2 protein-coding genes are annotated in these 5,252 nt (G+C 42.7%); both read right to left on the bottom strand.

Annotation, left to right across the window (positions count from 1 at the left end):
- A partial coding sequence (locus ACYVTD_RS09520; RefSeq protein ID WP_461247542.1) for a hypothetical protein occupies nucleotides 1–194 on the bottom strand: 194 nt, incomplete at its 3' end.
- A 258-nt stretch (nucleotides 195–452) separates the two neighbouring features.
- On the bottom strand, nucleotides 453–5,252 hold a 4,800-nt coding region (locus ACYVTD_RS09525), incomplete at its 5' end, for a hypothetical protein (RefSeq protein ID WP_461247543.1).

Here is a 5,252-nt window from a genome sequence, read left to right on the forward strand (position 1 = left end):
ATTTTATTGTTTTCGCCCTGCAGGAATGATCCAGGACCATTCCCGTCATCGCCGTTTGAAATTATAGGTTTTTCAGTGTTTACAATTTGTCCTAATCCGATATCGCAGGTTGTGAATATAAAAATTATGAAAAGTACTGCTAATATCCCGACACCCACTAATATGGGGTTTTTGTGAAAATGTAAATTTTTCATACAATTCCCTCCAAAAATAGATCTTCTCAACTTGAATAATACAATTAAATTTATGATTAATCAAGTAATTTTTAATATTATTTTTTTGTAAAATCGTTATGAAAAATGACAAAAAGACAAATATTGTCAAGTTGAAACAGGTATAACGAAAGTGTTAGAATAAATCCTAAAAATTTAAATTTATTCATAAAAAACCTCCTTAGTAATATTCTTACAAAAAAATAAAAAAGGCGCTTAGCGCCGTTTTTATTTGATTAATTAGAAAATATAAAGCCTTAACCCCATTATAACGTGAGGTATGAAAACCGGTATGTCATTCTTTGCCGCGTCTACGTCGGTTGGCACGAACCATAATTGGAATTCCGTAAACAAGCTGAAGGTTCTTAGGTATTCTCTCTTTGGTATTTTAACCTTGGGGAATTCCATTTGTGCTATAACCGCGCTCATCCATGTTGAAGAGCCGCTCTGCGCTATTTCAAAGTACGAGAAGTTAGCTCCAAACGCGAATGAAGCGTACAGCCATTCAAAGTCAGGTCCGGCAAATGAAACAAACGGCAGGGCGTACACGTTAGCGATAATCTTAAATCCAATTACACGTCCTCCGTAACGCATATTGTTTTCGCCGCCGAGAGCTTCATATAAATCTTGACTCATCATGCCGTACTGTCCCTGTATTTTTACGTTGTCGTCAAAGAAGCTTAATCCAAGACCAAAGTCCGTATATGTCGCGCCGCCTGCGAATATGTTAGGTATAACATCGGGTGCAAGCTGTTTTATAAACGGCGGGATTACGCCTTCAAAATAGAGTCCTTGCAGGAATCCGGGAACTTCGTACATTGCTTTGTCGCCTTTGCGAAGGTGATAAGTAAGACTTACAAGCTCGATGTCGTCGGTAGCGGAGGCGGAGTAGGCGATAGTCTGGTTGTATCTGCTTCCGGCTTCAGGCGATATAAGGCGAATCTCGGGGAATGTTTTGTCAATCTGAACGATCATTCTTGTTATGGCAAATTCGCCGTTTTTCATTGTTGTTCTGATAACGATGTAGTGGTAACCTTCTGGCATTTCGCTGTCTTCCAGACGGAAGCGGTAATCAACGCCTTTTGCAAAAGCTTTGTTTGTCTTTATAAAAGATCTTCCATTGTCAAAACTTATTTCCGTAAAGCTTGGCGTTTTAGCCAGTATTGAAGCTTTTATTTCTTTATCAAGTTTTTTGTCCGCAAGAAGTTCTTTATCTTCATCTGATAACACATAACCTGTTCTTCCCATCAGATACGCTCTGTCATAGGAGAATTCCGCGAACTTAAAGCTGTCTATGGTTACCCACGGACCGCCGTTCCTGTAAGTAATATTGTATGCTCTTGATGAAACCAGAGTAGGTCCGCCAAAGTTGCTGGTTATTGTAATAGCGTTGTTTCCGGGATTAAGATATTCGCTGTCAAGTTTAAAGGCAAAGAACCCGGCATCGTCAACAGGCGCGGTTTGCGAATCGGCTCCGTTTATTTTGATTGTTACCGTTCCCGCTGGAGCTGAACCGCCGGCATAGCCGTACAAGTTAAACTCGCCGCTTGTTTCTTCGTTTTCAAGCGGGTAGAGGATTTCTATGTAGTTTCTGTATGTCTGGCGCGCCATCTGCACGTTACGAGAGAAGCGTGTCATGTTTCCGGCTCTGTCTACCGCGATAACCGCAACATTGTATTGTCCGTCCGCCATTGCCGAAATGTCAATGTTTTCTTTAATTATAGAACTAACGTCTAGTTTTCTTGATCTTAAGTTGGCGGGAATTTGAACGCCGTCAAGACTTCTTAATTCGATGCTTACATCTTTTAAGTTAGGATCAAGCACGCGTCCCATTACGGAAATATTTCCTACCGAGATTGAACCGTCGCCGGGGTTATCCAGAATAATTTCCGGCTGCGTGTTGTCTACGTTGATCATAAACGCGTAAGTAGCAGGTACGTCGTATCTGTCCAATACTCTTATAAACACTACATGGGGACCGTCTTTTAATATTGTCGTGTTAAATTGATAATTCCACTGTACGGTTTCCGCCGCCGTGCCAAAGCTGCCTTTAACCTTGTTAAATGAATTTCCGTTATCAACAGAAGCTCTTACTTCTTTAATGCCGTTGCGGTCAAAGGCGGTTCCGCGAAGCTCTACGCCTTCTTTTAATACCGTGTCATAAAGAGGATACGTCATTGTTCCGGTAGGCTCTGTTAAAGAGACGCGGAATTTTCTAGTTGTCGGAAGGCTTTTTACTCCGTAAAGATCTTCCGCGATTATTGTTACCGTATGCTCGTTATCTGTCAAAGTTGACAACGCCACAGGAATGGAGAAACCGTAAGCGGCTTCTTCGTTATTCCACGGCTTTGCGTCAATTCTCCATTGATACCCTTTAATTCCGTCGTCGTCGAACATAACGCCGGATACGATAAAGTCGTTTGTTATTACTTCATCTTCCTGCGGAAGAATTACCTGCACCGTAGGAATGTCCATCTGCTGATCAATTACAAACACCCATGTGTTAAGATCGCCTGAGTTGCCGGCTTTATCCGTAAATGTAAAGCGCATGTTGTTATCAAGCGGCATTTGAAGCGAATCCATTAATACTTCAAAGAAACGCGGCGCGTAATCGCTATTCCATGAGAGGTCGTTAAAAACTTCTTTTGGAGCGGAAGACGCGTTTCTGCGATAAGAAACCGACTGAATGCGTCCCTTTTCTTCAACGGCAAACGCCATGCGTATTGTTCCATTTACTTTTGCTTCGGATATAGGCACTATAGCCTGCGCCACAGGAGCCTGAGTGTCTTTTAATACGCTAAAATCCGCAATTGTGCTGTCGGAATCGCCAGACGCTTTTATAAGTATGGTAATTGAGCCGTCATTTGCTGATGAAATATCGAGTGATTTTGTGATGTTTGTATTAACAGGAGCGCGCAGTCCGGAAACTTCGGCGGCGGTAAGAACCCTCTGCCATGTGTCTCCCATGTCGACAGAGTATTCTACGGCGGCTATCCTGCTTCTGCTTGCCAGATTAAAACTGACATTAACAGTGTTTCTTACCCAACTGTAATTGGTAAAATTCTGTAAGTTTACTGTAGGACCCGATGACGCAACTGTAATTCTGAATTGATTGCTTGTAAACGAGCCGCCGTCAGTATCAAGTCTTAGAGACAGAGCGCCGGTTTCGCCGTCGTCAGAAGCGGTAATTACAACACGTCCGTATGTATCTATACTTGTGCTTAACATATTGGCTCCGCTGCCTTGTAAGGTTGCTCTTGTTATGGGTTTATTGCTTGCGCCCAATAATGTGTCTCCGGCTTTAAGTAATATGCGTCCGTCCGGAGAAACAGTCTGTTTTACAAAGGAGAACACGTTAGCCGAATCATCGCCGGAAGGCGAAACTATATAAACAGATTCGGTTGATGTAAATTCCCTGCCCTGACGATCCGTTCCGACTAATTTAATATCTATAAATCCTTCGGGAAGATCTGTGGGAACCGCGACAGCCGCTGTAAATACGTCTTTTGAGCCTGATAATTTAACCTGCGACTTCATAAGATCGCCAAAGGTAATTGAAGCCGACGCGGGAGGAGTTGTGGATCTGTAAGAAAGAAGCATTGTCATTTTTGGAACAGGCTTTACTCTCATACCTGAATTAAAAACGTCGGTTTTTGTGGTTTTTCCTTCGGGATATGTAACAGAAGCGATACCGGGCTGTATTAGTCCGCTTGAAACAGTTATTCCTTTTACCTGTACTTTATTTCCGGTAATACCTGAAGTATCTTTTGCCCAAACGTCGAGAGTATGACCGCCTTCGCTTGGATCTGGAATATAAAATTGGAAATATCCGTTACATGGCACTTCAACTGCGGGAGCGCCGTCAAGAGAATAGAAAACGGATTCTATGCCGTCGTCGTCTGTCGCTTCTCCTTTTACAACAATGCCTAAATCGCTGTTAACATTGCCCGCTATTGGCAATGTTAATTTTACAACAGGTAAATCCGAAGCCGGATCAAATTTATATTTTTGTTTTGTAACAGAGACGTTACCTGAAACGTCAACCGCTCTAATTTCAACTTCTATTGAGTTTCCCTTATACGCGCGCGCGTCTACAGGGGCAGACCACCACTGGTTTCCGGGAAGAAGCTCAAATTCGCCTTGAGAATTTCCGGCTTTCCATGATACGGATTTTAACCCGACAGGATGTTTCGCATAACCTGCGATATTAAATACTCCGTTTATAACGGTATTTGGCTCCGGATATACAACTTTTACATCGGGACCTACGTTATTTACGAATAACAGATGAGCGGCGGTTCCGACGCTGTCGTTTCCGTCTACTGTTTTAAACCAGATAACAACAGGACCGTCTTCAAACTGCTTTGTGTTAAGATTTATGTCCCAAGTGCCATGACCTGCTTTATTAACTTTGAATTTTGAGGGAATATATTTTTGTCCGCCGTCAACCGAATAGCTAAAAGCGGAAATGCCGTTTCCGTCGTAGAGAGTTCCGCCTAAATGTATATTTCCAGAAACAAGAGCGCCGACAGTGTGGCTTGTAATAATGGTTTCGGGTTTTTTTCTGTCCAGCCGCCAGTAAACAACCGCGACCTTTTTCTTTTTCGCGGGGACTTTTTGTCCGGTAGTGTAAATATCCGCAATACCAGAAACATCGTTTATATCGGTTGCCCACGCTTTAACGGTATAATCTCCGTCAAGCCAAATTTCGCTGTCTGAAGTGTCAAGGAAATAAGACCAGTAGTCTGTTCCAGATGCCGTTACGTGAGTTAATTCTTCGCCTTTGCCGTCCGTTCCGCGGTATACGGCAATCTCAACTTGTTTAATGCCGTCGTCGTCAAACGCTATACCGACGATATTCATGTTTCCCTGAACGCGCATATACGGCAGAGGATTGATGATCGTAGTTCTTGGAAGATCGGACTCCGGATCGATGTAAATATTATCAGGACCTGATCGGGTAGTATTGCCGGCTCTGTCTTTAGCCTCTATGTAAAAATTGTACTTACCCGGTTTTCTTTCAGAAACATCAAATGTATC

It is taken from the genome of Treponema sp. R6D11 (genome assembly GCF_054786075.1).